Source organism: Bradyrhizobium elkanii WSM2783 (genome assembly GCF_000472865.1).
GTDB lineage: Bacteria > Pseudomonadota > Alphaproteobacteria > Rhizobiales > Xanthobacteraceae > Bradyrhizobium > Bradyrhizobium elkanii_A.
Genome location: NZ_AXAP01000012.1, coordinates 134646 through 161321 on the forward strand (window position 1 = coordinate 134646; position 26676 = coordinate 161321).

The following is a 26676-nucleotide window of genomic DNA, read 5'->3' on the forward strand; positions in this document are numbered from 1 at the left end:
ATACAAACATTGATTTGCTCTGGCGAGCCCCCGGATAACCATGAGATTGCAGCGAAATTTGTCGTTCAGGCCAAATTTCGCTCTTTTTCCAGCCGCTTCGCCCAGGCCTTCGCCTGGGAAAGCACGTTCTTCGGCGCGGTGCCGCCGTAACTGATGCGGCTTTTCACCGATGATTCGACCGAGAGCACCTTCAGCGCGTCGGCAGTGATCTTCGGCTCGACCTCCTGCATCGCCTTCAGCGGCAGTTCGTGCAGGGCGACGGCCTGCTGCGAAGCCAGCGCCACGATGCGGCCGGTGACGTGATGGGCCTCGCGGAACGGCATTTTCAGGGTCCGCACCAGCCAGTCGGCGAGGTCGGTGGCGGTGGCATAGCCCTCGCCGGCCGCGGCTTTCATCCGCCCCTCGTCGGGAACGAGGTCTTCGACCATGCCGGTCATGGCGCGGATCGCGAGCGAGAGCGCGGCAAAGGCCTCCATCGCGCCCTGCTTGTCCTCCTGCATGTCCTTTTGATAGGCGAGCGGCAGGCCCTTCATCACGATCAGGAGCGCGGTGAGCGCGCCGATCACGCGGCCGGTCTTGGCGCGCACCAGTTCCGCCGCATCCGGGTTGCGCTTCTGCGGCATGATGGAGGAGCCGGTGGTGAACTTGTCGCTGAGGCGGACCAGGCCGACCAGCGGCGAGGTCCAGACCACGATCTCTTCCGCAAAACGCGACAGGTGCACAGCCGTAATCGCGGCAGCCGACAGGGTTTCCAGAACGAAATCGCGGTCGGAGACGGCGTCGAGCGAATTGGCCATCGGGCGGTCGAATCCGAGCGCTTTTGCCGTCGCGGCCCGGTCGATCGGAAACGAGGTGCCGGCGAGCGCTGCGGCGCCGAGCGGCGCTTCGTTCAGCCGCTTGCGAGCATCAGCGAAGCGGCCGCGGTCGCGCGCCGCCATCTCGACATAGGCGAGAAGATGATGCCCGAAGGTCACGGGCTGGGCGGTCTGCAGATGGGTGAAGCCCGGCATGACCGTTCCAGCATGTTCCAGCGCGCGCTCGACCAGCGCGTTCTGGAACGCGGCCAGCGCCGCATCGGTCTCATCTATGGTGTCGCGGACATAGAGGCGGAAGTCGGTCGCAACCTGATCGTTGCGGGAGCGCGCGGTGTGCAGCCGTCCGGCGGCCGGGCCGATTAGCTCGGACAGGCGGCTCTCGACGTTCATATGGATATCTTCGAGCGCGCGCTTGAAATCGAACGATCCCTTGTCGATTTCTGACAAAATCGTGTCTAGACCTTTGCCGATATTTTTCGCATCAGACGCGGTGATGATGCCTTGCGCGGCGAGCATCGCGGCGTGGGCCTTGGACGCAGCAATGTCCTGGGCATAAAGGTGACGATCGACGTCGATGGAGACGTTGATTTCCTCCATGATCGCGTCGGGACGTTCGGAGAACCGCCCGCCCCACATCTTGTTGCTCATGATTGCTCGCTCACGACTTCTTAAAACTTCAGGCCTGCCCTTGATCGCCGACCGTCGAAACCGACCCGCCGCCGGCGCGGGCCCTGCTTAGCCATATCTGACGCGGAATGACAAACGATATGCCCGAAACTCCCCCGTTCCGTGGCGCCACGCGCCGGATCCCGCTCGTGATCGGCGCGGTGCTGGTCGGCGCGCTGATCGGCTATGCCGGCGTCTCCGGATTTGGCGGGCTGATGGGCCGCGGCCCGGCCGGCGATCCGGTCTGCAGCGGGGCGGTCGATCTGGCGAAGAAGCTCGGCCCGCTGGCGCACGGCGAGCTCGCCGCGCTGACGATGGCGACGAAACCCTTGCGCGTCCCGGACCTCGCCTTCGAGGACGCCGACGGCAAGCCCAGAAAGCTGTCGGACTGGCGCGGCAAGACCGTGCTGGTGAACCTCTGGGCCACCTGGTGCGTGCCCTGCCGCAAAGAGATGCCGGCGCTGGACGCGCTGCAGGCCAAGCTCGGCGGCAAGGATTTCGAGGTGGTGGCGATCAACATCGACACCCGCGACTTCGACAAGCCGAAGAATTTCCTGAAAGACGCCAACCTGACCCGGCTCGGCTATTTCAGCGACGTGAAAGCCAAGATTTTTCAGGATCTTAAGAGCATAGGCAAGGCGCTTGGGATGCCGACCTCGATGCTGATCGACCGCAACGGCTGCGAGATCGCGACCATTGCGGGTCCGGCCGAATGGGCTAGCGACGATGCCGTGAAGCTGATCACGTCCGCCGTGCAGCCGGCCGCGGCAGGGATTTAGGCAACGACGTTCAGATTACCGCCGACGCCCGGCGCCAGGTTGGCCGTGGACGGGGCACCCAGGAGCGTCTGGACCGCGGATTTCTCGGCGTCCGCATTGGATTTGATGATCGAGGTCTGAATCTGCGACTGCAGGCCGCCGGCCTGCATGGCCAGAATGCCCGAGACCATGCTCATCATATCCATACGCGGTACTCCCCAATTCGGACGCACCATAGGCGGCGGGGGTTAATGAAAGCTGGATTGAGGATGGATTGCCGGGTCAAGTCCGGCAATGACGACAAGTTAGCGCGTCGGGACCGGCTTCTCGCCGCGATAGTCGTAGAAGCCGCGCTGGGTCTTGCGGCCGAGCCAGCCGGCCTCGACATATTTCACCAAGAGCGGGCACGGCCGGTATTTTGAATCGGCGAGCCCCTCATGCAGCACCTGCATGATCGACAGACAGGTGTCCAGCCCGATGAAATCAGCCAGTTCCAGCGGGCCCATCGGATGGTGGGCACCGAGCTTCATCGCCGCGTCGATGGCCTCGACGTTCCCGACGCCCTCATAGAGCGTGTAGATCGCCTCGTTGATCATCGGCAGCAGGATACGGTTGACGATGAAGGCCGGAAAATCCTCCGATACCGCGACCTGCTTGCCGAGCTTGCCAACGAACGTCTTGGCAGCGTCGAAGGTCGCATCGTCAGTGGCGATGCCGCGGATCAGCTCGACCAACTCCATCAGCGGCACCGGATTCATGAAATGAATGCCGATGAAGCGCTCCGGGCGGTCGGTCGAGGCGGCGAGCCGCGTAATCGAGATCGACGACGAATTGGAGGCGACGATCGCCTCCGGCTTCAGGACCGCGCAGAGATCGTGGAAGATCTTGCGCTTGGTCTCTTCCTTCTCGACCGCGGTCTCGATCACAAGATCGCAATCCGCCAGTTCGTCGAGGCTGTCAGTCGCGACGATCCGGGACAGCGCCTGCTTGCGCTGCTCCTCGGTGATGGACTTCTTGGCCACCTGGCGCGACAGATTGCCGTTGATGGTTGCGAGCGCCGATTTCACGCGATCGGCGGAAATGTCGTTGAGCAGCACGTCGAAGCCCGCAAGCGCCGCCACATGGGCAATGCCGTTACCCATCTGGCCCGAGCCGATTACGCCGACCTTCTTGATTGCGACCGTCATGTTGTCACCACCGGGACAGCGCGTCCATCGCGCCTCGCCCAAGTCCCCTACTATGTCCCCAATATCCGACAAGTCTTACGTTTGCGCATGATCTTTTTCGTAAACCGGCGCCCAGTTAGCGCCGACGCGGCGCTCCGGGTACGGATCATGCTCCGTCTTTCTTTTTATTGAGCATGATCTTTCGGAAAACCGGTACCCGTTTTTCCGGCTCATGCTACGGGCGAAAGGTACCTGCTTCGCGGAAAAACGCCATTCAAAAACAAGAACACCGGCCGGGGCCGTACCATCCGGCCGGTGTTCTCTTTGCTTATTTTCCGAGCTTGCCGAGCGCTTCGGTCAGCTCCGGAACCGCCTGGTAGAGGTCGGCGACCAGGCCGTAATCGGCGACCTGGAAGATCGGCGCGTCCTCGTCCTTGTTGATCGCGACGATCACCTTGGAATCCTTCATGCCAGCCAGATGCTGGATCGCGCCGGAGATGCCGACCGCGACATAAAGTTCCGGCGCCACCACCTTGCCGGTCTGGCCAACCTGCCAGTCGTTCGGGGCATAGCCGGCGTCGACCGCCGCGCGCGATGCGCCGACACCGGCACCGAGCTTGTCGGCCAGCGGTTCGATGTACTTGGCGAAATTCTCCCGGCTCTGCATGGCGCGGCCACCGGAAACGATGATCTTGGCCGAGGTCAGTTCCGGACGATCGCTCTTGGCGACCTCCTCGCCGAGGAAGCTGGAGAGACCGGGATCGGCCGCAGCCGCCACTGTCTCGACCGAGGCGCTGCCGCCCTCGCCCGCCGCGGCGAAGGTCGAGGTGCGGACCGTGATCACCTTCTTGGCGTCCTTGGACTTCACTGTCTGGATCGCGTTACCAGCGTAGATCGGACGCTCGAAGGTATCAGGCGCGACCACCTTGATGATCTCGGAGACCTGCATGACGTCGAGCAAGGCCGCGACGCGCGGCATCACGTTCTTGAAGCGCGAGGTCGCGGGCGCAACGATCGCGTCATAGGACGGCGCCAGCGAGACGATCAGTGCGGCAAGCGGCTCGGCGAGATCGTGCGCATAGGCCTCGCCTTCGGCCACCAGCACCTTCTTGACGCCGACGAGCTTCGCCGCCGCTTCGGCCGCAGCCTTGGTGCCCGCCCCGCCGCCGGCGACCAGCACATGCACGTCGCCGCCCAACTGGGTCGCCGCGGTGAGCGCCTTGTTGGTGACGTCCTTCAGCTTCTCGTGTTCGTGTTCGGCAATCAGCAATGTCGTCATTTAGAGAACCCCGGCTTCGGTCTTGAGCTTCGACACCAGTTCGGCGACGTCCTTGACCTTGACGCCCGCCTTGCGGCCTGCCGGTTCCGAAGTCTTGAGGATTTCGAGATGCGGTGTGAGATCGACGCCGTAATCGGCGGCGTTCTTCTCGTCGATCGGCTTCTTCTTCGCCTTCATGATGTTCGGCAACGAAGCATAGCGCGGCTCGTTGAGGCGAAGGTCGGTGGTGACGATCGCCGGGCCCTTCAGCTTCACGGTCTGCAGGCCGCCGTCGACCTCGCGCGTGACCTTGAAGTCAGAACCTTCGACCTCGAGCTTGGAGGCGAACGTCGCCTGCGACCAGCCGAGCAGTGCGGCCAGCATCTGGCCGGTCTGATTGCTATCGTCGTCGATCGCCTGCTTGCCGAGGATGACGAGGCCGGGCTTCTCAGCCTCCACCACCGACTTCAGGAGCTTGGCGACTGCGAGCGGCTCCACCGTGCCCTCGGCCTTGACCAGGATGCCGCGGTCGGCGCCCATCGCAAGGCCGGTGCGGATGGTCTCGGAGGCTTGCGCCGGGCCGATCGACACCACCACGACCTCGGTCGCCTTGCCGGCTTCCTTCAGCCGCAACGCTTCCTCGACCGCGATCTCGTCGAACGGGTTCATCGACATCTTGACGTTGGCGAGCTCCACGCCCGATCCATCGCTCTTGACGCGGACCTTGACGTTGTAGTCGACGACCCGCTTTACCGGCACAAGAACCTTCATCGATCCTCTTTCGCTTTGAAATTAGGGGGTTGATTGGCTTGGGCGCGGAACCTAAAGGTCCCGCTATCGGCGGTCAACGCGCGAAAGCCAAAAATCGGCCCCGTGGATATGAGACCCATTCTAGCGGTTCTGGCCCGGCACCCACAACACATCACCGGCACCCTTGTCGTTCTGGAAACGGCTGGCGACAAACAGGAAATCCGACAGGCGGTTCATATACTGGATGCCAGCCTCGCTGACTGGCTCATCCGGCTTGGCCGCAAGTTCCACCATCATCCGTTCCGCCCGGCGGCAAATCGTACGGGCGAGGTGCAGATAGGCTGCCGCCGGGGTACCGCCGGGAAGCACGAAAGAGGTTAACGGCGCCAGCTCGGCATTGAGCGTATCGATGTCGCGCTCGAGCCGCTCGACCTGGCTCGCCAGCATCCGCAAACGCTCCGCCTTGCCCTCGCGCTGGGGCACCGCGAGGTCGGCGCCAAGATCGAATAGGTCGTTCTGGATCAGGCCGAGCATGCGGTCGAGCGCGGGATTATCCGCAAGATGAAGCCGCACCACGCCGATCGCGGCATTGGTCTCGTCCACCGTGCCGTAGGCGCTGACGCGCAGATCATATTTCGGCCGCCGCTCGCCGCTTCCGAGCGCCGTCGTACCGTCGTCGCCGGTGCGCGTATAGATCTTGTTGAGCACGACCATGTTCCAGCTCCGGTATTTGCGACCACCTCTTCCTTTTGGAGAGGTGAGAACTAGCGCCCCATCGCCCAGACCGCGAGCATCGCGATTACGATGGCGACGAATTGCAGCAAGACGCGCAGCCGCATCAATTTCTGCGAGGTGTTCGGGGAGCCGCCGCGCATCATGTTGGCGAGACCGAGCAACAGGACCACCCCGACGGCGCCGACCGCGATCGGGAGGATGAACGTACTTAAGAAGGATGCCATCTGCGCTACATAACACCGCGATATCTGAAGCGCCACATGGGGCAAGTGCAACGATCTGGCGTTTGGTGCGATTATATCGGAAGCTGGTGTGCGGCCTCGGCTGGCCGGATCAGGGTGGGAAGTGAAGCAGGTTCGCTACGTCTACCACGTCGTGATGGATGCGTTCTACACGTTCCTCGCCGACGACGGCTGGGCGATTGCGAGCCATATTGCGCTGTCGACCCTGATGGCGCTGTTCCCGTTTCTGATCGTGCTGACCTCCCTCGCCGGCTTTTTCGGCTCCAAGGAACTGGCCGACCAGGCCGCGAGCCTGCTGCTGCAGACCTGGCCCAAACAAGTCGCCGACACGCTGTCCAGCCAGGTTCATGACGTCCTGACGACCACGCGCGGTGACATCCTCACCGTCGGTGCGGCGCTCGCGGTTTATTTCGCCTCCAACGGTGTCGAAGCGCTGCGGGTAGCGCTGAACCGCGCCTATGCCGTGGTCGAGCGGCGTCGCTGGTACTGGCTGCGGCTGGAATCGATCGGCTACACCCTTGTCGCCGCCATCTCCTCACTGGTGATGGCGTTCCTGATCGTGCTTGGTCCCTTGATGCTCGAGACGGCACGGCACTACATTCCGTTCTTCGTCGAGAGCAACGAGCGCATCCTCAACATTGCACGCTACGGCATCACGATCACGGCGCTGACCGTCGCGCTGTTCATCCTGCATGCCTGGCTGCCGGCGGGGCGCCGCAATTTCCTGCAGATCCTGCCCGGCATCATCTTCACCATGGTGGCCTCGCTGATATCAGGCATCGTGTTCGGCCAGTACCTGGCGCGCTTCGCCAAGAACTATGTCACGATGTATGCGGGGCTCGCGTCGGTGATCATCGCTTTGGTGTTCCTGTATTTCATCGCCGCGATCTTCGTCTATGGCGGCGAATTGAACGCGGCGATCATCAAGTCGCGCCTGCCGAAGGGCGTATCGCTTCAAGCAGCGCAGTCGCTAAAGCACGCGGACTCACAGGCTTGACCAGGAACGCGTCGGCGCCGGCCGCCCGCGATGCCGCCTCGTCCTCGCTGCGGCCGGAAATCCCGATGATCGGAATGCGGCCAAGCGGCGACTGAAGCGCGCGGATACGCCTGATCGCCTCCACCCCATCGATGCCGGGCAGCACCATATCCATCAGCACGGCGTCGAAGGCGCCCTGCTGAAGCCGCTCCGGCGCCGCTTCTCCATCGCCGATGAACTCCGCCTGATGGCCGAGCTCGGTGAGGATGGTGTTGAGCACGACGCGGCCGAACGGATTGTCCTCGACGCTGAGCAGCCGGAGCGCGCGCGGCGACCCGGCCGGGACGTCGCTCCCGGCCTCGCCGTTGGATGCGGCCGGTTCGCCGGCGGACGCCAGCACGATCGTCAGCGTAAAGGTGGTGCCCCCGCCCCGCCGCTGCCTGGCGACGATGTCGCCGCCCATCGCCCGCGCAAGCTGCTTGACCGAGGAGAGGCCGAGGCCCGCGCCGCCGAAGCGCGAGGCGACCCGGACATTGGCTTGCGAGAACGGACGGAAGAGGCGCTTGATCTCGGCGAGCGAAAGCCCGATGCCGCTGTCGGAGACCGCGAAGGCGACCCCGACCTTGCCTTTCGCGGCGCGCGTCGGCGTAACCTCGAACGCGACTGTTCCCCGCTCGGTGAATTTGACCGCGTTGTCGATCAGGTTCTCCAGCGCCGCACGCAGCCGAATGGGATCGCCGACGGCGAAGGCGGGCAGCTTTTCGGAGATATCGACCGAGGGCTGCAGGCCCTTGGCCGCCGCCCGCCCGGCGAGTGAATTCCCGGCGTTGCGGGCAAGCGTGCGCAGGTCGAAAAAATCCTGCCGGATCTCAAGGCCGGGGCCACGGCTTCGCGCGGCATCGACGAACAGGGTGGCAAGGCTGGCCAGATGCTCGGCGCCGGCCTGGATGGTATCGACCCAGCGCCGCTCGCGCTCGTCGAGGTCGGAGGTCGCAAGCAGGTTGCTGATCGCGAGAATACCGGTAAGCGGGGTGCGCACCTCATGCGCGAAGGCCGCCAGCGCAGTCTCGACCACGCCGGGGCCCGCCTTGGCAGGCGCGCGTCCGCGGCGCGCCTTTGCCGCCTTCAAGACACGCTTCCGCGACGGCGTCTTCTTGGGATGCCGAATGGTGCGCCCAACGCGCGATCTTGCCGCCATGATTCCCGTGAACCCTGCCCCGGCCGGCAGAATGGCATGCGAGGGTGGTGGGTGTCACGGAGACCTTTTGGGCGACGGCGCCATTACGCGAAAGTGGGCTGAGGCCGTTTGGTTGAGCTCGATCTGGCCGCGAGGACCACCTCTCCCCATCGGGGAGAGGTGAAGCACCTAGGGTAACCCCACCAGACGGCGGATATCAGCGGGCGTCGCACCGCCGGCGCGCAGTTCCCGCAAGGCGGTTGCCTTGGTCGACTTCGACAGCTTCTGTCCGACCGAATCGCGGATCAGCCGGTGGTGCCGGTAGGCCGGCGAAGCGATGCCGAGCAGCGCCTGCAGCAGCCGGTGCACGCTGGTGGACCAGAACAGGTCCTGCCCCCTGATAATTTCGGTCACCCCTTGCAGGGCGTCGTCGATCACGACCGAGAGGTGATAACTGGTCGGCGTCTCCTTGCGCGCCAGGATGACGTCACCCCACGCCTCCGGCCGGGCGATGACGGTTCCGTGCTCGCCGGCAGGTCCCGCCCCCTGTTCGGGCCAGCTCAGATCTTTCACCCGCGCGCGAGCCGCCGCCATGTTCAACCGCAGCGCGTAAGGCGCCCCCGACTCGATCAGCCGCCGCCGCTCCGGCGCCGGCAGCGATCGCGCGGCGCCCGGATAAAGCGGCGCGCCATCCGGATCGCGCGGCCATGGTCCCGCCGCCTCGCGCTCGGCGACCAGGCGCGCGATCTCAGCGCGGCTTTCAAAGCTCGGATAGAGCAGGCCCTCGGCGGTCAATCGCTCGACCGCCTCGCGATAAGCGTCAAGATGCTCCGACTGCCGCCGCACCGGCATCTCCCAGGCGATGTCGAGCCAGGCGAGGTCCTCGTAGATCGCAGTCTCGAACTCCGTCCGGCAGCGCGTCGGATCGATGTCCTCGATCCGCAGCAGGAAGCGTCCCCCGGCCTCGCGCGCGAGGTCAAAATTCAACAACGCCGAAAAAGCGTGGCCGAGATGGAGATAACCGTTCGGGCTCGGCGCGAATCGGAAAACGGGTGGCGACATTGTATTGGAATTCGTCATTGCCGGGCTTGACCCGGCAATCCATCCTCTAGGACTCTTATCGATAGCAGATGGATGCGCGGGTCAAGCCCGCGCATGACGCGACGAGACTGTTCCTCCATGCTCATCCACTTCGAAACCCAATCGGACCTCGAAGACGCGATCAAAACTCTTGTGAAGCAGGACAAGCGGCTGAGGCCAGTCCTGGAGATCACCGGCATGCCGGCGCTGCGGCAGCGCGAGCCGGGCTTTGCCGGGCTTGCCGCGATCGTCTGCGGCCAGCAGCTTTCGACCGCGAGCGCCGCGGCGATCTGGGGCCGGGTCAGCAAGGCATTCGATCCCTTTCATCATGATGCGATCAGCAAGGCGCGCGCCGACCGGCTTGGCCGGCTCGGCCTGTCGGCGGCGAAGATCAAGACACTGAAGCACATCGCGCGCGAGCTCGCCGCCGAGCGGCTGAACCTCGACGTGCTCGCGAACGAAGACGCCGACATCGCCCACAACACGCTGACCGCGCTGCCCGGCATCGGACCATGGACCGCGGACATCTATCTGTTGTTCTGCCTCGGCCATGGCGACGCCTGGCCGGCGGGCGACCTCGCCGTGCAGGAAGCGGTCAAGATCGGGCTGGGACTGAAGGAACGGCCGACGGCAAAGCAGATGGCGCCGCTGGCCGAGCCCTGGCGCCCGCTGCGCGGCGCCGCGGCGCATCTGTGGTGGGCTTATTACCGTGTGCTGAAGAAACGCGAAGGCGTGATTGCAGGCGCGAAGTAGGACGTATCCCGTCATGCCCGTGTGCGTGCACACGAAATTTAATCAAATTGCGATCTATGATCGACCAAAACCGAAACTGTCTTGGGCTACCTGTGCGTCAAATTGGACGAACCCACCATGACTTGGTTTTCGATCTTTGTCGCTTTGATCGTTTTTTCCTCAGAAGAGCCCGGAAAGAAAGTGATCTAGACCCGATATTGTGGAAATGGTTCGTTGCGTTGATATGGATCGTCAGCATCACTTTCTTCCAAGCTCTTGAACTTCATCGATATCTCGAAGGCTCGTCCTATCGTCCATTCTTTGGACTTTACGCTGGCGTCCTGTTTGCCGCGGTAACTTGGCTTTCAGCAAGACCGTTCGCCAATCTTGGCCGCCGCTGACATCGACGCAGAGGATTGTCCCTGCGTGCCATGACTAACACAGCCTGCGTCACAGTTTGCGGCTGTCGTAGGCCCAATGGAGCAACGCTTGGCGTTGCCGCGGCCTGCACGTCAGATCACGGGGTTCGCAACTGCGCTTGATCTGCGCGACATGTCGCCGGATCGCTTTCCAGCGCCTGATCTGCCGCGCATCCTCCATCGGTATGCGACGGCCCATGTAGTAGCGGCAATACCATTGAAACCAGCCGCGCGGATCGTCGGGGTGGATCCATCCTTTCTGTCGCCAGACCAAAAGAGGCTGGCTCGCGTTGACGCCGAAGTAGTTCAGCGAGCAGTCTCGTCTCGAAGGCGAAAGCCGGGCGCCGGCAAACCAGCTCGCCGGGAATTCCTTACGGCAGTCCGTCATGTACTTGCCGCAAAAGATGCCGAGGGCCAGCAGCTGCTTCGGCGTGAGTTCGGGACGAAATTCCGGATCGAAATTGCGTCCGGCAGGTTCGGTGAGGACGTAGCGGTACCCCCGCTGCATCTTGTCGTTGACTGTAACGCTTACAGAGTGTCGGCGCATGATTGTGAGCCTCATGTCCTTTGACAAGCGCGGCGGGCGGCGAAAGTTCTCTGGACAGGCCCGTAGCCCGGGTGAAGCGCAGCGTAACCCGAGACCGATCGTCAATGTTGATGCAGATGTCCCGGGTTGCGCTGCGCTCCACCCGGGCTACGGGGCACTAGCCGCGCAGCCTGATGCGGTCTTCGCGGGCGCAGGCAGTGACGAAGCTGGTCACGGCGCGGACGGCGGGCAGCTCGATCAGGTCGGGATGCGCGAGCAGCCAGAGGTCGGAGACGCTGCCGAGCTTCTGCGGCGCGACCCGCACAAGGTCAGGGCAGTTCTCGGCGACGAAGCATGACAGCGCCGAGATGCCGAGCCCGGCGCGCGCGGCGGCGAGCATGTCGCCTTGCGAGGAACAGCGCATCACCACGGTCCCCTGCCGGGTGATGAAATCGCTCCAGCGCGCCAGATGCGCGTTGGACGCCTCGTCGGCAAACCCGATCACGCTGTGACCCCGCCACTCCTCGCGCCGCTCCGGCAGCTTGCGCCGCGCGGCATAGTCGCGCGAGGCGTAGAACCCGGTGCCGAGCCGGCCTATTCTGCGCCCGATCAGGTTCTCCTCGCCGGCATCGACCGGCCGCAGCACGACATCGGCCTCGCGGCGGCGCACGCTCGCCGGAAACGGATGGGTGATGATCTCGAGCTGGATATGGTCGTGATCGCGCAGGAACGGCCCCAGCCGCGGCATCAGCCAGTGCGCGGCCAAGGTCGCACCGATCGACAGCTTCACGACGCCTCTCGCCTGCTCGCCGGTTGCGGACGCCGCGGCCTCGGCGCGCAACGCCGCGGCGGCCATGGCTTCGGCATGCTCGCGAAACTTGCGGCCCTGCGAGGTCAGCGACAACCCGTCATTGGAGCGCGCGAACAGGCGGGTGCCGAGCTGCTTCTCCAGCGCCGCGATCTTGCGGCCGATGGTCGGGTGGCTGGCGCGCAGGCGGCGTGCGGCGCCGGCGAAACTCCTGGTGTCCGCGACGGCGACGAAGGTCTTGCACAGGTCCCAATCCATCCGGCGGCCTCGCGATAGCCTGTTCATTCCTGCTGAAACGACTGTTCAATATTGAACAGCGCCATCGCTTCGTCCAGCCCTATATTGACAGCGTCAAGATCAAGATGCCGCAGGCACCGGAGGACCCAGGAATGACGCTGCCCGCTTTTCTCGCCAACAGTCTCGAACTACCGGTGGTCGGTTCGCCGCTGTTCATCGTATCAGGTCCCGATCTCGTGATCGCCCAGTGCAAGGCCGGCATCGTCGGCTCGTTTCCGGCGCTGAACGCCAGGCCGGCCGAGAAGCTCGACGAATGGCTGACGCAGATCGAGGACGAGCTCGGCGAGTACAAGGCGCGACATCCGGACGCGAAGGTCGCGCCTTACGCCATCAACCAGATCTGCCATGCCTCCAACGACCGGCTGATGCGGGACATGGAAACCTGCGTGAAGCACAAGGTCCCGATCATCATCACCTCGCTGCGGCCGCCATCGGAAATCGTCGAGGCCGCGCATTCCTATGGCGGCGTGGTGTTTCACGACGTCATCAACGTCAAGCATGCACGGAAAGCCGCCGAGCAGGGCGTCGACGGCCTGATCCTGGTCTGCGCCGGCGCCGGCGGGCATGCCGGCACGCTGTCGCCGTTCGCGCTGGTGCGCGAGGTCAAGCAATGGTTCAAGGGCACCATCCTGCTGTCGGGCGCGATCTCCGACGGCTGGAGCATCGCCTCCGCGCTCGCGCTTGGCGCCGACCTCGCCTACATGGGCACCCGCTTCATCGCCACGCAGGAGGCCAATGCCGATCCGCGCTACAAGCAGGCGCTGACCGAACATGCCGCCCACGACATCGTCTATTCGAACCTGTTCACCGGCGTGCACGGCAACTACCTCGGACCGTCGATCGTGGCCGCCGGTCTCGATCCGAACAATCTGCCTGTTGCCGACAAGTCGACGATGAACTTCGGCTCCGGCGGCAACATGAAGGCCAAGGCGTGGCGCGACATCTGGGGTTCGGGCCAGGGCATCGGCCAGATCGCGGACATCCCGCCGGTCGCCGAACTGGTGGAGCGGCTCAAGACGGAATTCACCGAAGCACGCGGTGATTTCCTGCGGCGGGCGAGCGCGTGAGCGCTACGCCTCCTCTGCTCAACAAATAAAACTGACGACCGGGAGAGAGACCATGAAGCTGCGGCACGCATTGGCCGTTCTGTTTACCTTGGGCGCGATCGCAACGGCCTTCGCCGAGGACAAGGAAGACATCCGCATCGGGCAGACCCTGCCCTATAGCGGTCCGCTGTCCGGCTTCGGCATCATCGGGCGGACGCAGGAAGCCTTCTTTGCCAAGGTCAATGCCGAAGGCGGCATCAACGGCCGCAAGGTGAAGTTCATCACGATGGACGACGCCTACTCTCCGCCCAAGACGGTCGAGCAGACCCGCAAGCTCGTCGAGCAGGAAGAGGTGCAGATGATATTCGGTTCGCTCGGCACCGCGACCAATAGCGCCGTGCACCGCTACCTCAACGGCAAGAAGGTCCCGCAACTGTTCCTCTTGAGCGGCGCCACCAAATGGGCCGACCCGAAGAACTTTCCCTGGACCATGCCCGGCATGGCCGCCTACGAATCCGAGGGCGTCGTCTATGCCAAATATGTGTTGCAGGCCAAACCCGACGCCAGGATCGCAATCCTCTCCCAGAACGATGATTTCGGCCGCGACTATGTCGCCGGCTTCAAACGCGCGCTCGGCCCCAAGGCCGCCGGCATGATCGTCGCGGAGGCGAGCTATGAGACCAGCGCGCCGACAATCAGTTCGCAATTGGCGACATTGAAGGCCTCCGGCGCCAACGTGCTGTTCGCCGTCGTGCTTGGGAAATTCACCTCGCAGTCGATCAAGGGCGTGGCCGAGCTCGGCTGGAAGCCCGAACTGTTCTTCGTGCCGACCTCGGCCTCCTCGATCTCATTCCTGGAGCCGGCGGGACTGGAGAATGCAGTCGGCCTGATCTCCTCGAGCAATCAAAAGGACACGATGGATGTGCAGTGGGCCGATGACGCAGGTGTGAGACAATATTTTGCGTTCATGAAGCAGTATCTGCCGAATGCCGACCTGAACAATTCGAACTACGCCGCCGGCTACCACTATGCGACACTTCTGATGGCCGCGCTCAGGGCATGCAAGGACGATTTCAGCCGCGACAACATCCTGCGCCAGGCGACGTCGCTGCGCGAGGTCAAGCTGCCGCTATTGTTGCCGGGAATGTCCGTTACGACCGGTCCGGATGATTATCTGCCGTTCCAGCAGTTGCAGTTGCGGCGCTTCAACGGCAAAAGCTGGATCGCTTTCGGCGAGATCCTGGACGACCGCTAGGCCTGTCGCAAAAGATTGAGGATGTGAGCATGATCATCAGCGGTGAACGCCGGATCGGCTATGGCGAGATCAACGAGCGCATCGCCCGCGCGGCATCCGGGTTGCGGGCGCTCGGCGTGCGCGATGGCCGGCCGGTCGCGATGATGCTGCGCAACGACTTCGAGGCGGTGGCCGCCTCCGCCGCGCTCGGCAGCCCGATCGTGCCGATCAACTGGCACCTGAAGGCCGACGAGGTCGCCTATATCCTCGCCGACAGCGGCGCGGATGTCCTGATCTGTCATGCCGATCTGTTGCCGCAGATACGCGATGGGCTGCCCGCCGGGCTCAAACTGCTGGTCGTGGCGACGCCGCCCGAGATCGCCGCGGCCTATGGCGTCGCGCCGGCGCTGGCGCCAGTGCCCGACGGCCTGACCGACTGGGACCGCTGGCGCGACACGCACGCACCCCTGACCGATGCCCCGATCGGCGCTTCGCCGATGTTCTACACCTCGGGCACCACGGGCCAGCCCAAGGGCGTGCGGCGCAAGCCGATGCCGCCCGAACTGCAGGCCGCGGCCGCCCGCGTCAGCGCGATCGCCTACGGCATCAAGCCGAACGACAACCAGATCGTTCTGATGAACGGGCCGATGTATCATTCGGCGCCGCACAGCTACGGCATGCTGGCGTTCCGCAGCGGCTGCACCATCGTGCTCGAACCGCGCTTCGATCCCGAGGATCTGCTGCAGCTCGTCGAGCGCCACCGCGTCACCCATATGCACATGGTGCCGACGATGTTCGTGCGGCTGCTGCGGCTGCCGGAGGAAACGAGACGACGCTACGACGTCTCCTCGTTGCGCTTCATCATTCACGGCGCCGCGCCCTGTCCGCAGGATGTGAAGCGCGCGATGATCGACTGGTGGGGACTGGTGGTGAACGAATATCTGGGCTCCACCGAGACCGGGATCCCGATCTGGCATTCGGCGACGGAGGCGCTGGCAAAGCCCGGCACCGTCGGCCGCGTGATCGAGGGCGGCATCGTAAAGATCTTCCGCCCCGACGGGACCGAATGCGACGTCAACGAGCCCGGCGAGATCTTCATGCGGCAGACGGCAATCCCGGATTTCGACTATCACGGCAACGCCAAAGCGCGCGCCGACGCCGGGCGCGAAGGCCTCGTCAGCGTCGGCGACGTCGGCTATCTCGATGCGGACGGCTATCTGTTCCTGTGCGAACGCAAGCGCGACATGGTGATCTCGGGCGGCGTCAACATCTATCCCGCCGAGATCGAGAACGCGCTGATCGGCATGGAAGGCGTGCGCGACTGCGCGGTGTTCGGCGTCGCCGACGACGAATATGGCGAGCGGCTGTTCGCCTGCATCGAGCCCGAGCCGGGCGCGACGCTGTCGGTCGCCGCCGTGCAGGATTTTCTGCGCAGCAAGCTCGCCAACTTCAAGGTGCCGAAGGACATCCAGTTCATGGACGCGCTGCCGCGCGAAGCCACCGGCAAGATCTTCAAACGCAAGCTGCGCGATCTGCATCGCGAAGGCACGCTCCGCGCAGCCGTTTGATGCGGCCGCGGCAAATGCGCTCTCACGCCTTTTCACGTGTGCGTTAGGAACGGCTTCGCCGCCCTTTCGCAGCCTCCATCCGCGCCCAACCTAGCAACGTTGTTTCATGCGTTGCCAATGGAGCGCGATCGGCGTGACGAAGTTCGGTCAGGTGCGCTGGGCTCAGAAGGATGGCAGCCCGCCGACGACGTCCCAAGCGGACGGCCCGGCAGGCGAAAGCGGCGTGCGGGTGTTCCGGGCGCTGTTCGACGGCGGCGCGCATTTCAGCGCCACACCGGATCAGCACCTCGTCTTCCTTCAGATGTCACCTCATCTGCAGCTCGATTGCCGAATAGCCGGACGGCAGCTTCGGCACGAGACGACCCACGGCGCTCTCGCGATCTGTCCGGCCGGCATTGACTCGTCCGCCGACGCCGACGGCACGGCCGATATGCTGCTGGTCGCGGTCAAGCCGACCCAGCTTGCGCTTGCGGCCGCGGAAGATTACGCGCTCGAAGCGGAGCTGCCGGAACGGCTGTCGGGGTACGACCAAACGCTTCAGCAGGCGGCGCAGTCGCTGGCCGCGGAGAGTGCGCAAGGCTATCCCAATGGTCCGCTGTTCTGGAGCGAAGCCGCGAGCCGCTTCATCGGCCGCCTGGTGTCCAACTATACGTCGACGCCGCGACGCCCAATTCGCGGCCGGCTCGGTCAACGCGCGCTGCAGCGGATCAGAGACTATGTGCTGATCAATCTCGCCGAGCCGATCGAGGTCGCCGATCTCGCCGCACTCGCCGGCCGCAGCTCGTTCCATTTCTCGCGCGTATTCACTCGATCGGTCGGCATGACGCCGTATCGCTACGTGGTCCATCTCCGCCTGCAGGCGGCGGCGCGGCATATGCGCGAAGGACGAATGGGTCTCGCTGAAATCGCTGTCGACACCGGGTTTGCGGATCAGAGCCATTTGTCGCGATGGGTCCGACGCGTGTACGGCGTCGCGCCCTCCGAGTTTACCTGAGCGAACCAGCAAAACCGCAGGAATCTTCACGAACGCAGGGCCCGCTTCTCCGTAAATCGGCAGACACGCCGAGCACTCCGCTCGCGCCGATCACAGGAGAGTGAAGCCATGTCTGCTACGATCGATGCCGCCGTTTACGGCCTGAGCGAGGACTTGCCTGGGCTGGTGTCATTGCCCGGCGATGATCGCTATGCGGCGGCGACCAGTATCTGGGCCAAGCAGGTCGGCGTCGCGCCCGGTGCGGTCGTGCATTGCCGAACCGCTGGGGATGTCCAGGATGCAATCCGGGCTGCGCGCGAGCGCGAGCTGCCACTGTCGGTCCGCGGCGGTGGCCACGACTGGGCGGGCCGCGCGCTCTGCGACGGCGCGGTGATCGACCTGTGCGGCATGCGCAGCGTCGCGCTGAGTGCCGACCGCCGCAGCGCCTCGATTGCGGGCGGCGCCCGCGCCGCGGATGTCATAGCTGTCACCGATCCACACGGGCTGGCGGTGGTGGCGGGATCGGTTTCGAGCGTCGGGATCGCCGGACTCACGCTCGGCGGCGGCTATGGTCCGCTGATCGGACGCTTCGGACTGGCGATCGACAACATGCTCGCCGCCGAGATCGTGCTGGCCGACGGCCGCATCGTGCATGCCGACAGCGAGAGCAACGCCGATCTGTTCTGGGCGCTGTGTGGCGGCGGCGGCAATTTCGGCGTGGTGACGGCGATGCGTCATCGCGTCCATGAACTGCCGAGCGTCCATTCCGGCATGCTCGTCTATCCCTTTTCCGAGGCCCGCGCGGTGCTCGAACGATGCAGCGCATTGATGGCGTCGGCGCCGGACGAGTTGACGGTGCAGCACACGCTGGTCGCCGATCCAAACGGTACGGTGGTGGTCCTGATCGTGCCAACCTGGAGCGGCCGGCCTGAGGACGGCGAAGCGACGCTTGAACCGTACGCCCGGCTGGGAACACTGCTGGCAGGCGGAATTGAGCGGCGATCCTACGCGGCCCTGCTTGGCATGTTCGATCCCTACATCGCCAGCGGATTGCAGACCGTGATGGACAGTTGCTGGCTGCCGGCGCTCGACCGCGACGCCATCGACGTGTTCATCCACGCGATGGAAAACGCGGTCTCGCCGGGATGTGCGATCATCACCCACGAATTCCGCGGCTCGGCGTGCCGGGTCGCGGAGGCTGCGACGGCGTTCGGACTGCGTCGCGATCACCTGCTGGTCGAAATCCTGGCAAGCTTTCCGGATCGCTCCAACGCCAGCGACTGGCCGCGGCACCTGCACTGGACGCGCTCAACGCGCGAGCGCTTCGCCTCAGCGCTACCCGGCGGTTATCCGAACTTTCTCGGCAAGGATGAACTCGATCGCGCGAGACAGAGCTACGGGGGCAATGCCAAGCGACTGATGGAGATCAAGCGACGCTACGATCCCGACGACGTGTTCCGTTCCGCCATTCCACTGCCGCGCTCGGCATAAGCGTTGAGGACAAGCATGCTGATTTCTGTCGTTAGCACCACCATCGCGTTCATTTTGACCGCCTTCAAGGCGAGAGGAGCGGCCCCGCGTCTGCCTCGGGTCCACAATTTCAAACGGCTTGTCAGGCCGGCGTCCGCTTCATCGCAGCCGCCGGAAGCGAACAGCGTTTTAAACTATGTTGCTGTTGCAAAACGTCCATCGCCCGACGCAAAGATGGCGGCACGTCACGAGCCGGAGCCGCCGCCATGACATCGACCGACTTCGTCGTCGCCCGCAAAGATCTCAAGCAATGCAAATTCATCGAGCAGACAGTGCCCGATGCCGCCGCGCTTCCAAGCGAGACGTTGCTGATCAAGGTGACGCGCTTTGCGCTGACCGCCAACAACATCACCTATGCGGTGCTCGGCGACGAGCTGAAATACTGGCAGCTCTTTCCTGCACCGGATGGGTTCGGCAACATTCCGGTGTGGGGATTTGGCGAGGTCATCGCCTCCCGCCATCCGAACGTTGCCGAGGGTGAACGGTTGTTCGGGTATTTCCCGATGGCGACGCACCTTGTGATCGAGGCCGCCGACGTCAGCAAGCGCGGCCTGCGTGACGGCGCCGCACATCGGCAGGGCGTGGCGCCGGTCTACAACGCCTATGCGCGCGTGAGCGGCAATTCCGCCTTTGCCGGACGGCAGGGCGACTACCAGGCCTTGCTGCGGCCATTGTTCATGCTGTCGTTCCTGGTCGACGACTTCCTCGCCGAGAACGGATTTTTCGGCGCGGAAAGCGTGATGCTCTCCTCCGCCTCCAGCAAGACCGCCTTCGGGCTCGCGCATCTCTTGCACTCCAGAGGCATCAAGGTGATCGGCCTGACGTCGGAGGCAAATACCAGCTTCGTGACATCGCTAGGCTGCTACGACGAGGTCATCACCTATGATCGCGTCGCGTCACTGGCTGCCGATCGACCGGCGGCGTTCGTCGACATGGCCGGCAACAGCGGCTTGCGCGAGGTGCTGCACCGGCACTTCGGCGCACGGATGAAATATTCCGGGCGCGTCGGACTGACGCATCGTCGCTCATCGGAGAACGAGCCGGAACTGCCCGGCGCCAAGCCGAGCTGGTTCTCCGCGCCCGAGCAGATCCGCAAGCGCGCCAAGGAATGGGGACCGGGCGGAATCGAGGCGCGCCTGGGCCCCGCATGGGCTGGCTTCGCGCCGAAGCTCGAGCAATGGCTTGCGGTGACCGAAGGTCTCGGCCCTGCGGCGGTGCGCACCGCCTATCTCGATATCCTGAGCGGCCGCGTGCCGCCGGAACTGGGGCTTATTCTCTCACTCTGGGAATAGCCGACATCCCGTCACGGTCTTTCTGCGGCCTGCCGAATAGGTATAGGCTGCACGGGAACACGCCGCGGAGACGGCCGTGATGGGAAACGCTCATGCTCGACAAGACCGACGACATCTCGGTGGCCGCCGACACTTGGCTCGCGCGATTCGAGGACGCACTTCGCAAGCCCGGCGACGGCGCGCTCAATTTCCTTTTTCTCCCCGATAGTTTCTGGCGCGATATACTGGCGCTGAGCTGGAACATCCAGACCATCGACGGCGCGGACGCCATCATTGCCGAGTTGAAGCGGCATGCGGGCCGCGCGGCACCACGCCGCCTTGTGATCGATCCCGACCGCCGCGCCCCGCGCAAGGTGATGCGGGCCGGCACCAATGCGATCGAGGCGATGTTCAAGTTCGAGACCACGATCGGTCGCGGCAGCGGCATCGTCCGCCTGATCCCTGACCCTACCGACGGCAACGCGCTCAAGGCCTGGACGCTGCTGACCGAGCTCGGCGAGCTCAAGGGCTTTGAGGAGCAGCTCGGCGTCAACCGCCCCCGTGGCAACGCCTATTCGCGTGACTTCCGCGGGCCGAACTGGCTCGACCTCCGCAAGGCGTCGACCGACTATGCCGACCGCGATCCGATCGTGCTCGTCGTCGGCGGCGGCCAGAGCGGGCTTTGCATCGCGGCACGGCTGAAGCAGTTGCAGGTCGATACGCTGATCGTCGACCGCGAGGAGCGCATCGGCGACAATTGGCGCAAGCGCTATCACGCGCTGACCTTGCACAACCAGGTGCAGGTCAACCACCTACCCTATATGCACTTTCCGCCGAACTGGCCGACCTATATCCCGAAGGACAAGCTCGCCAACTGGTTCGAAGCCTATGTCGACGCCATGGAGCTGAACTTCTGGACCAGCACCGAGTTCGAGGGCGGGCACTACGACGCGAACGAAGGCCGCTGGACGGTGACGCTGCGCGGCGCCGATGGCTCGAAACGCCAGATGCATCCGCGCCATGTGGTGCTGGCCACCGGCGTCAGCGGGATTCCGAGCGTGCCTGATATCCCCGGCCTGAAGGATTTTTCCGGCAAGGTCCTGCATTCCAGCGGCTATGACGACGGCGAGAACTGGAAGGGCAAGCGCGCCATCGTCATCGGCACCGGCAACAGTGGCCACGACATCGCCCAGGACCTCTATTCCAGCGGCGCCGACGTGACGCTGGTGCAGCGCAGCCCGACGCTGGTGGTCAGCATCGAGCCGTCGGCGCAGCTCGTCTACGCGCCCTACAATGACGGGACGCTCGACGACAACGACCTGATCGCGATGTCGATGCCGCTCAAGCTGGGGCGCAAGAGCCACGCGATGGTGACGGAGAAATCGAAAGCGCTCGACAAGGACCTGCTCGAGGGCCTTAAGCGCGTCGGCTTCAAGCTCGACTACGGCGAGGACAACACCGGCTGGCAGTTCAAATATCTCACCCGCGGCGGCGGCTATTATTTCAACGTCGGCTGCTCCGATCTGATCGTCAAAGGCGAGATCGCGCTGAAGCAGTTTGCCGATATCGAGACGTTCGTTGCCGCCGGTGCCAGGATGAAGAACGGCGAACTCCTCCCCGCCGACCTCGTGGTGCTCGCGACCGGCTACAAGCGCCAGGAGGAACTGGTGAAGAAGCTGTTCGGCGCCGACGTCGCCGACCGCGTCGGCACGATCTGGGGCTTTGGCGAGGAGCAGGAGCTCCGCAACATGTACACCCGCACGCACCAGGCGGGCCTCTGGCTGATCGCCGGCGGACTGGCGCAATGCCGGATCGGCTCGAAGCATCTGGCGCTGCAGATCAAGGCGATCGAGGAAGGCCTGCTGCCGCGCGACGTCGGGCCGCGCGCAGCGCTTTCATAGTTTCGCGCTGTCATTCCGGGGCGCGCGAAGCGCGAGCCCGGAATCCATAACCACCATCGTGAGTATGGATTCCGGGCCTGCGCCTTGCGGCGCATCCCGGAATGACAACGACCTTGGGGAGGAAAACACATGTCGACCATCCTCGGCTCCGGCGAGCATCGCTACCGCGTGGTGCAGAACTGGGCCAAGCTGCCCGACGGCTGGCAGCTCACCGACGTCGCCTCCGTCGCGGTCGACAGCAAGGACCGCATCTACGTCTTCAATCGCGGCGAGCATCCGATGATCGTGTTCGACCGCGAGGGCAATTTCCTGCGGAGCTGGGGCGAAGGCCTGTTCTCCCGCGCCCACGGCCTGCACATCGACGCCGATGACAATCTCTATTGCACCGATGACGGCGACCACACCGTGCGCAAATGCGCGAGCGAGGGCAAGGTGCTGCTCACGATCGGCATCCCAGCTAAGCCCGCGCCGTTCATGAGCGGCGAGCCGTTCAACCGCTGCACCCACACCGCGCTATCGCCAAAGGGCGAGATCTATGTCTCCGACGGTTACGGCAACGCCCGTGTCCACAAATTCACGCCCGACGGCAAGCTGATGAAGAGCTGGGGCGCGCCCGGCACCGATCCCGGACAGTTCAACATCGTTCACAACATCGCGACCGATGCCGACGGCTTTGTCTATGTCGCCGACCGCGAGAACCATCGCGTGCAGGTGTTCGACGGCAACGGCAAATACGAGACGCAGTGGAACAATCTGCACCGTCCCTGCGCGCTCTGCTGTTGTGGCGGCAAGCAACCCAATTTCGTGCTCGGCGAACTCGGTCCCGGCATGGCCGTGAATCGCAAGGTGCCCAATCTTGGACCCCGGCTGACCATCGTCGATGCCAAGGGCAACCGCATCGCGCGGCTCGGCGGCGAAACCGGCCCGGGCGTGGAGACCGGCAAATTCCTGGCGCCGCACGGCATCGCGCTCGACTCCAAAGGCGACATCTATGTCGGCGAGGTCGGCGTCACCGACTGGAAGACCAGCTTTCCCGAGACCGAGATGCCGGCCGAGGTAAGGGTGGCGCGCTGCCTGCAGAAGCTGGAGAAGATCGTAACGTAGCCAGAGCTTGACGAGGTAAGGTTGAACTGTATCCGCCGTGGGCGCTGCCTCTTTTCACCTCTCCCTTCGGGAGAGGTGAACTTGCGGCTAAGCCGATTTCACCAAATGACATCGCGCTCTTGAGCATGATCCGGAAAGTTGGGAACCGGTTTCCCTCGCGACAAACGCGAAGCGTTTGCGCGGAGATCATGCTCAAACAAAGAGCCGCGATCAAATATCCCCGATCACCTCGCGCCGGCGCTGCTCGGATTCCTCGGCATAACGCCGCATCGCGTGCGCCTCGTTGAGGACGCCGATCGGACAGCGTTCCGCGCCCTCCTCGACCACGGCGAGCGATTCCGCTTCCGCGGCGTCGAACACCGCAATTGCCTCCTGGATGTTCATGGACGGATGCAGCACCACGTCGCTGTGGCGCAGGATGCCGAGGAGGCCGTTGTGCATATCGATATCGGGCGCATGCGCGTCCGCGATCAATGCCAACCCGGCGTAACGCCCCTCGCCATCGACCGCGACCACCTGGGTTTTGGAGCCGAGCGGGAACTGCTTGCGGAACTGCGCTATTGGCACGTCCGCATTCACGGTCGTCATGTCCCGGCGCATCAATTTGTCCACCGTGAGATCGCGGATCCAGCCGACATCGGCGGCGCTGCGGATGGTCTCGCCACGCAGATGCAAGCGCCAAGTCGCAAATGAATAGCCGAACAGTTCCCGCGTGATCATCGTGGAGATGATGACGGAGACCAGCACCGCCGTGGTGAGCCAGAGATTGCCGGTCGATTCCAGCGCGATGAAGGACATCGTCAGCGGTCCGCCGATGACCGACGCCGACAACGCGCTCATGCAGATCACCGCATAGACGTCCGGATCGAGTTGGAGGCCCGGCCACAACATGTCGCAACCGGCGGCGAACAGCCGGCCGCCCAGTGCGCCCATGAACAGCGTGGCGAAGAACAGGCCGCCGCGAAATCCGCTGCCGAGCGAGACGATCGAGGCCATCGCTTTCAGGAACAGCACGCCGGCCATGAAGGCGAACGGTATCGACACGATGCCGCCGAGATGCAGCGCGCCATGACCCGAGGACATCACCTGCGGCGTCAGCAGCGCCATCAGTCCGACCGCGAAGCCGCCGAGGGCCGTACGCAATGGCGGCCAGAGCCCTGTCTTTCCGAGCAGCGTCTCGCACAGCGTGACGCCGCGCATGATGGCGATGCCGAACAGCGCCGCCAGCACGCCGAGCAGCGCGGCGATGGCGAGGTCGCGCCCCAGCACGTCGCCGGCGGCATCGACGCCGACCCCCAGCGTCAGCACGCTGAAGGAATGGGCGACAAAATAGCCGGCAACCGCGGCGACCCCGACCGGCGCCAGGCTCGCGGGCGTGTAGCCGCCGATCACAAGTTCGAAAGCATAGAAGGCGCCGGCCAGCGGCGCGCCGAAGGCGCCGGCGATCGCCGCCGCCGCTCCACAGCCGACCATGATGCGCTGATCGATGCGCCGCAGGTGGAAGGCGCGGCCGACCGAAGCTGCGATGCCGCTGGAGAGCTGCGTATAGCCCGCCTCGAGCCCGACCGAGGCGCCGACGCCGGAGGACCAGATCGTCTGCAGCGCGACGATCACGCTGCCGCGGAACGACATCCGTCCGCCATAGAGGGCATTGGCCTCGATCGGATCAATCTCGCGCTTCGGCCGCCAGCGCGCCAGCGCGAGGAAGGCCAGGCCCAGCAATAGCCCACCCAGGCTCGGAACCAGCACGGCGCGCAGCGGATCGAGGCTGATCTGGCTGGAGAGCCGCTCGCCGAACGGCAGGTCGAACAGGGCGACGTGCAGGACCGACACCGCGCCACTCATGGCCGCCACCACCAGCCCGCCAATGGTTCCGGTCAGTGCCGCCAGGACCACCAGGCTGGTTTCATGCGCGCGGACGAAGGCGCGCAGCCGGCGTGGAGCCTCGAGATAGCGGGACTTGGTGAGCATTGCGGAGGCCGCCGACGCAGGAGGTATCTCCGGCCTCGTTTACGGGCCTTGCAGGCGGGTGGCAATCACGGCGGGATCATGGCAGCGCAGAGCGGATAAACGGCTCAATGCTCTTCACAATCCCGTCACGCTGCATGTAGTATGTCAGTACATGCTGCTTCGCAGCGATATGGAGGCCGGGAGCGTTACTTGAACGCACATGTCTCGCAAGGCGGTTGGCCGGTACTGGTCCTGAACGCGGACTTTCGGCCGCTGAGTTATTATCCCCTGTCGCTATGGTCGTGGCAGGACGCGATCAAGGCAGTCTTCCTCGATCGCGTAAATATCGTCGAATATTACGACCGGGCGGTCCGGAGCCCCTCCTTCGAAATCCAGCTCCCCAGCGTCGTCTCGCTGAAATCCTTCGTCAAGCCGACCACGCATCCCGCATTCACGCGTTTCAACGTTTTCCTGCGCGATCGTTTCGCCTGCCAATACTGCAATTCGCCCGACGATCTCACCTTCGATCACATCATCCCGCGCAGCAAAGGCGGCCAGACCACCTGGGAGAATGTGGTCGCGGCCTGCTCGCCCTGTAACCTCAGGAAGGGCAACCTGACGACGCAGCAGGCCAAGATGTTTCCGAAGCAGACGCCGTTCGCGCCGACCGTGCACCAACTCCACCGCAACGGCCGCCTGTTCCCGCCAAACTATCTGCACGATAGCTGGCTCGACTACCTGTACTGGGACACCGAGCTGGATCCGTAAGGGATTGTCGGGAGTTTTGTGATGCACCTCATAAGAGTGTCAAAACACACATAAGTGCGTCGCGTTTTGCCGCCTGATCTTGTCGAAACATCACCATCGGACCGAGCGAGATCCAGCGAACGAGTTCTCCGACGCTATCGTCCGGCCCTTCGTGGTTAAATCTTGGTGTACATCGACGGGCCCAGCGACTGGGCCGTGGGACTCTCACGGTGTCGAGCGTCTCAACCTCTGGAAGACGATCCTGGGCAAATTGGCCGAGTAGGCCACATTTGTGCTAGAGGACGAGCATGAGTGCCTCTGAGCCGCCGCCATTTGGTCGATAGCCGGTCCATCGGAATACAAGCTCCATTTTGCGCGCTGGAACGGACACAGCCGGCCCTTAGAAGTGTGGGCGCGCGACAGGGGAGAATGGCAAGGTTGGCAGGAATACCGCCCAGCGCGCGACGAATTCAATCGTCCCAAGATCTTTTCACTCATCCAATTTTATCATGAACCGGACGCTTGGCTCTTCGGTGGCGTGTTCCGTGTGTCGGAACGATTGTCAGATCGCTATGTGGTGATGCTGAGCGAAGAAGGCCGCGGCTTCATCGGTCGTCTTAAATGTCATTCGGCCTGCAATATTGACCCCCTAAGCCGGGGGATCGGCGTCCAAAATTGACCCCCGTATTGCCTCATCTGAGGATGTTACTTTCGCTTGACGGACGTAGCGCCGACTGTCGGCCGGTCTGAGGTTGCGTCATTNCTCGCAGGATNGGAGGGACTGGGGACGTCGCGGAGTGCCCATCACACGCAGCGCCGGCCCCATTCCCGGGATCACCAATGGTGGCCGGTGCCGTACCCCCGGCCATGCGCGGGATGATCACCTCGGTTGCGTTGCGTCTGAGTGATCGCAACAAGCGCTGCACGATGGTGTGCTGCGGCGGCCC

General features: G+C 64.1%; 26 protein-coding genes. 14 read left to right on the forward strand and 12 right to left on the reverse strand.

Annotation, left to right across the window (positions count from 1 at the left end; translation table 11 throughout):
- Nucleotides 1-65: 65 nt before the first annotated feature.
- The gene (argH, locus tag YY7_RS0113770) at nucleotides 66-1463 is read right to left on the reverse strand and encodes an argininosuccinate lyase (RefSeq protein ID WP_028163773.1); all 1398 of its coding nucleotides are present in this window, start codon (nucleotides 1461-1463) and stop codon (nucleotides 66-68) included.
- A 119-nt stretch (nucleotides 1464-1582) separates the two neighbouring features.
- On the opposite strand from argH, the gene tlpA reads away from it, so the two are divergent.
- Nucleotides 1583-2260, forward strand: coding sequence for a thiol:disulfide interchange protein TlpA (gene tlpA / locus YY7_RS0113775; RefSeq protein WP_155255156.1), 678 nt, complete (start codon nucleotides 1583-1585; stop codon nucleotides 2258-2260).
- Here tlpA and YY7_RS0113780 read toward each other — a convergent pair.
- From YY7_RS0113780 to YY7_RS51525, 6 genes are all read right to left on the reverse strand, one after another.
- A complete protein-coding gene (locus YY7_RS0113780) occupies nucleotides 2257-2445 on the reverse strand; it encodes a putative motility protein (RefSeq protein WP_028163775.1) in 189 nt (62 codons plus the stop codon). The two genes, tlpA and YY7_RS0113780, sit on opposite strands and share 4 nt — an antisense overlap.
- Before the next feature lie 99 nt (nucleotides 2446-2544).
- Nucleotides 2545-3426: a 3-hydroxybutyryl-CoA dehydrogenase gene (locus tag YY7_RS0113785; RefSeq protein WP_028163776.1), complete on the reverse strand. Its 882-nt coding sequence runs from the start codon at nucleotides 3424-3426 to the stop codon at nucleotides 2545-2547.
- 307 nt (nucleotides 3427-3733) lie between these two features.
- The gene (locus YY7_RS0113790; RefSeq protein WP_028163777.1) at nucleotides 3734-4684 is read right to left on the reverse strand and encodes an electron transfer flavoprotein subunit alpha/FixB family protein; all 951 of its coding nucleotides are present in this window, start codon (nucleotides 4682-4684) and stop codon (nucleotides 3734-3736) included.
- The gene (locus YY7_RS0113795) at nucleotides 4685-5434 is read right to left on the reverse strand and encodes an electron transfer flavoprotein subunit beta/FixA family protein (RefSeq protein ID WP_028163778.1); all 750 of its coding nucleotides are present in this window, start codon (nucleotides 5432-5434) and stop codon (nucleotides 4685-4687) included. It lies immediately after the preceding gene.
- A 120-nt stretch (nucleotides 5435-5554) separates the two neighbouring features.
- Nucleotides 5555-6127, reverse strand: a complete 573-nt coding sequence (locus YY7_RS0113800) for a cob(I)yrinic acid a,c-diamide adenosyltransferase (RefSeq protein ID WP_028163779.1) — start codon at nucleotides 6125-6127, stop codon at nucleotides 5555-5557.
- 50 nt (nucleotides 6128-6177) lie between these two features.
- Nucleotides 6178-6372 carry a twin transmembrane helix small protein gene (locus YY7_RS51525; RefSeq protein ID WP_035690040.1) on the reverse strand — a complete coding sequence of 65 codons (195 nt, stop codon included), beginning with the start codon at nucleotides 6370-6372 and terminating at the stop codon, nucleotides 6178-6180.
- Nucleotides 6373-6493: 121 nt separating this feature from the next.
- Here YY7_RS51525 and YY7_RS0113810 point away from each other — a divergent pair, with 121 nt between their 5' ends.
- Entirely contained in the window at nucleotides 6494-7387 is an 894-nt protein-coding gene (locus YY7_RS0113810) for a YihY/virulence factor BrkB family protein (protein WP_028163780.1), read from the forward strand.
- On the opposite strand, the gene YY7_RS0113815 is transcribed toward YY7_RS0113810, so the two are convergent.
- Nucleotides 7314-8564: an ATP-binding protein gene (locus YY7_RS0113815; protein ID WP_028163781.1), complete on the reverse strand. Its 1251-nt coding sequence runs from the start codon at nucleotides 8562-8564 to the stop codon at nucleotides 7314-7316. The genes YY7_RS0113810 and YY7_RS0113815 overlap by 74 nt on opposite strands.
- Nucleotides 8565-8732: 168 nt before the next feature.
- Complete coding sequence (gene gluQRS, locus YY7_RS0113820; protein WP_028163782.1) at nucleotides 8733-9605, reverse strand: tRNA glutamyl-Q(34) synthetase GluQRS; 873 nt, start codon at nucleotides 9603-9605, stop codon at nucleotides 8733-8735.
- Between the two features lie 117 nt (nucleotides 9606-9722).
- Between gluQRS and YY7_RS0113825 the strand changes: the two genes are divergently transcribed.
- Nucleotides 9723-10376, forward strand: coding sequence for a DNA-3-methyladenine glycosylase family protein (locus YY7_RS0113825; protein WP_028163783.1), 654 nt, complete (start codon nucleotides 9723-9725; stop codon nucleotides 10374-10376).
- Nucleotides 10377-10805: 429 nt separating this feature from the next.
- Here the strand turns inward: YY7_RS0113825 and YY7_RS0113835 are convergent, their stop codons facing one another.
- On the reverse strand, nucleotides 10806-11321 hold the full coding sequence (locus tag YY7_RS0113835; RefSeq protein ID WP_051396694.1) for a hypothetical protein: 516 nt from the start codon (nucleotides 11319-11321) through the stop codon (nucleotides 10806-10808).
- 157 nt (nucleotides 11322-11478) lie between these two features.
- A complete protein-coding gene (locus YY7_RS0113840) occupies nucleotides 11479-12366 on the reverse strand; it encodes a LysR family transcriptional regulator (protein ID WP_028163785.1) in 888 nt (295 codons plus the stop codon).
- Between the two features lie 131 nt (nucleotides 12367-12497).
- Between YY7_RS0113840 and YY7_RS0113845 the strand changes: the two genes are divergently transcribed.
- The 9 genes from YY7_RS0113845 to YY7_RS0113880 all read left to right on the forward strand — a co-directional run bounded on the left by YY7_RS0113845 (nucleotide 12498) and on the right by YY7_RS0113880 (nucleotide 23032).
- Nucleotides 12498-13472 carry an NAD(P)H-dependent flavin oxidoreductase gene (locus tag YY7_RS0113845; RefSeq protein WP_028163786.1) on the forward strand — a complete coding sequence of 325 codons (975 nt, stop codon included), beginning with the start codon at nucleotides 12498-12500 and terminating at the stop codon, nucleotides 13470-13472.
- A gap of 52 nt (nucleotides 13473-13524) precedes the next feature.
- Complete coding sequence (locus YY7_RS0113850) at nucleotides 13525-14706, forward strand: ABC transporter substrate-binding protein (protein WP_028163787.1); 1182 nt, start codon at nucleotides 13525-13527, stop codon at nucleotides 14704-14706.
- A gap of 29 nt (nucleotides 14707-14735) precedes the next feature.
- On the forward strand, nucleotides 14736-16253 hold the full coding sequence (locus tag YY7_RS0113855; protein ID WP_028163788.1) for an acyl-CoA synthetase: 1518 nt from the start codon (nucleotides 14736-14738) through the stop codon (nucleotides 16251-16253).
- Between the two features lie 133 nt (nucleotides 16254-16386).
- The gene (locus tag YY7_RS56500; RefSeq protein WP_196237265.1) at nucleotides 16387-17247 is read left to right on the forward strand and encodes a helix-turn-helix domain-containing protein; all 861 of its coding nucleotides are present in this window, start codon (nucleotides 16387-16389) and stop codon (nucleotides 17245-17247) included.
- A gap of 108 nt (nucleotides 17248-17355) precedes the next feature.
- Entirely contained in the window at nucleotides 17356-18717 is a 1362-nt protein-coding gene (locus tag YY7_RS51535; RefSeq protein ID WP_035690043.1) for an FAD-binding oxidoreductase, read from the forward strand.
- Nucleotides 18718-18732: 15 nt separating this feature from the next.
- The gene (locus YY7_RS60280) at nucleotides 18733-18966 is read left to right on the forward strand and encodes a hypothetical protein (protein ID WP_155255157.1); all 234 of its coding nucleotides are present in this window, start codon (nucleotides 18733-18735) and stop codon (nucleotides 18964-18966) included.
- Nucleotides 18963-20048 (forward strand): DUF2855 family protein, encoded by a 1086-nt coding sequence (locus YY7_RS0113870; protein WP_028163789.1) that lies wholly within the window; start codon nucleotides 18963-18965, stop codon nucleotides 20046-20048. The genes YY7_RS60280 and YY7_RS0113870 overlap by 4 nt, the downstream gene beginning before the upstream one ends.
- A 92-nt stretch (nucleotides 20049-20140) precedes the next feature.
- Nucleotides 20141-21928 (forward strand): flavin-containing monooxygenase, encoded by a 1788-nt coding sequence (locus YY7_RS0113875; RefSeq protein WP_028163790.1) that lies wholly within the window; start codon nucleotides 20141-20143, stop codon nucleotides 21926-21928.
- Between the two features lie 129 nt (nucleotides 21929-22057).
- On the forward strand, nucleotides 22058-23032 hold the full coding sequence (locus YY7_RS0113880; protein WP_028163791.1) for a peptidyl-alpha-hydroxyglycine alpha-amidating lyase family protein: 975 nt from the start codon (nucleotides 22058-22060) through the stop codon (nucleotides 23030-23032).
- 210 nt (nucleotides 23033-23242) lie between these two features.
- On the opposite strand, the gene YY7_RS0113885 is transcribed toward YY7_RS0113880, so the two are convergent.
- Nucleotides 23243-25003, reverse strand: a complete 1761-nt coding sequence (locus YY7_RS0113885; RefSeq protein WP_028163792.1) for a chloride channel protein — start codon at nucleotides 25001-25003, stop codon at nucleotides 23243-23245.
- Nucleotides 25004-25192: 189 nt separating this feature from the next.
- Between YY7_RS0113885 and YY7_RS0113890 the strand changes: the two genes are divergently transcribed.
- Together YY7_RS0113890 and YY7_RS51540 are read left to right on the forward strand one after the other, a co-directional pair.
- On the forward strand, nucleotides 25193-25750 hold the full coding sequence (locus YY7_RS0113890; protein ID WP_028163793.1) for an HNH endonuclease: 558 nt from the start codon (nucleotides 25193-25195) through the stop codon (nucleotides 25748-25750).
- Between the two features lie 385 nt (nucleotides 25751-26135).
- Nucleotides 26136-26408 (forward strand): hypothetical protein, encoded by a 273-nt coding sequence (locus tag YY7_RS51540; protein ID WP_028163794.1) that lies wholly within the window; start codon nucleotides 26136-26138, stop codon nucleotides 26406-26408.
- Nucleotides 26409-26676 lie beyond the last annotated feature (268 nt).